This is a genomic window from Vibrio sp. 10N.222.48.A3 (assembly GCF_041475345.1).
Lineage (GTDB): Bacteria > Pseudomonadota > Gammaproteobacteria > Enterobacterales > Vibrionaceae > Vibrio > Vibrio tasmaniensis_A.
Genome location: NZ_JBFRVX010000942.1, coordinates 1 through 1,752, shown reverse-complemented (window position 1 = coordinate 1,752; position 1,752 = coordinate 1). Strand labels below are relative to the sequence as shown.

The 1,752-nt window shown below is 46.7% G+C and carries 2 protein-coding genes; both read left to right on the top strand.

The window, feature by feature from the left end; all coding sequences use genetic code 11:
• Positions 1–579 (top strand): phosphate regulon transcriptional regulator PhoB (gene phoB / locus AB4653_RS22135; protein WP_372105358.1); only part of this gene is annotated, 579 nt, incomplete at its 5' end.
• Positions 580–612: 33 nt separating this feature from the next.
• A partial coding sequence (gene phoR / locus AB4653_RS22130; RefSeq protein ID WP_372105357.1) for a phosphate regulon sensor histidine kinase PhoR occupies positions 613–1,752 on the top strand: 1,140 nt, incomplete at its 3' end.

Sequence of the window (1,752 nt, the reverse complement as noted above, 5' to 3'; positions counted from 1 at the left end):
GCGGTAAACAAGCTATGTGAACCTTTCCCAGATCTAGTATTACTAGATTGGATGCTACCTGGTGGTAGCGGGATAAACTTTATCAAGCACATGAAGCGTGAAGAGTTAACTCGCAACATCCCAGTGGTGATGCTGACGGCTCGTGGCGAAGAAGAAGATAAGGTGCGAGGTTTAGAAGTGGGCGCTGATGATTACATCACCAAGCCATTTTCACCAAAAGAGCTCGTTGCTCGCCTGAAAGCGGTTATCCGCCGTGTAACGCCTACTGCACTAGAAGATGTGATTGATGTACAAGGCCTTAAGCTAGACCCTGTATCTCACCGCGTTACCGCAAGTGAAGGTCCAGTTGATATGGGCCCAACCGAATTCAAAATGCTGCATTTTTTTATGACTCACCAAGAGCGAGTATACAGTCGAGAGCAACTGCTCAATAACGTTTGGGGTACCAACGTTTACGTTGAAGATCGTACGGTTGATGTTCATATTCGACGTTTACGCAAAGCACTTGAATCTGCTGGTCATGACAAATTAATTCAAACGGTTCGCGGCGCAGGCTACCGTTTTTCTACAAAGGCTTAACGTGGCTTCACTGCCCAGTTTATGGAGTCCTGAATGGTTGAGAAGTTAACCTGGAAAAAGCTGGCTTGGGAGCTGGCTTTTTTTTACGCACCTTGGATTATAGTCGGATGGATATTCGGTTATTTACCTTGGTTATTGCTGGCTGCAACAGTATTACAGTTAGCATGGCATCTACACTATCAAATGCGTTTGTCTGCTTGGTTGTGGGATGAAAAGCGGTTAACACCCCCTTCAGGTTCTGGAAACTGGGAGTCTCTGTTTAATGGTATCTATCGTATGCAGCAGAGACAGCGTCGTAAGCGCAAAGAATTGACCAACCTTATCCGCCGTTTCAGAAACGGTGCTGAATCCCTTCCCGATGCCGTTGTGGTGTTTCGCGGTGAAGGCAATATTGTTTGGTGCAACAAGCTTGCTCAGTATTTACTGGGTTTTCGCTGGCCAGACGATTCAGGCCAACCCATCTCTAACTTGATCCGCACGCCGGACTTCATCAAGTACCTTAATAAACAAGATTTCTCAGAGCCGTTAGAGATGCCTTCGCCACTTAATGTGGAGCGCATGCTTGAGCTTCGTATCGTACCGTATACCGAGGGCGAACACCTCATGGTAGTACGTGATGTTACTCAGCTAAAACAGCTAGAAGGCATGCGTCGTAACTTTTTCGCTAACGTTTCTCACGAGCTACGCACTCCAATGACCGTACTTCAGGGCTATCTTGAAATGACGGAAGATCCAGACATGGTCGTTGGACCTATGTGGCCTAAGGCTCATGGTGTGATGACTGAGCAGTTAAATCGTATGAACAGTTTGGTCAATCAGCTTCTTACTCTTTCTAAGATAGAAGCGGCGCCAATGCATGAATTGGATGAAGTGGTGAATGTTCCGGCGATGTTGGAAGTTCTTGAAAAAGAAGCCGCTAGTCTCAGTGGAGAGCGAGAACACAAGCTGAAATTTGATATCGATAAGAGTTTACGCGTATTAGCGGATGAAGATCAGCTGAGAAGTGCAATATCGAATCTGGTTTACAATGCAGTGAAATACACGCCGCCTGGTGCGACCGTAAAGGTTCGTTGGTACCAAACCAGTCAAGGCGCGTGTTTGGATGTGTCAGACACTGGAGACGGTATCGAACCACAACACTTGCATCGACTTACGGAGCGTTTCTATCGTGTT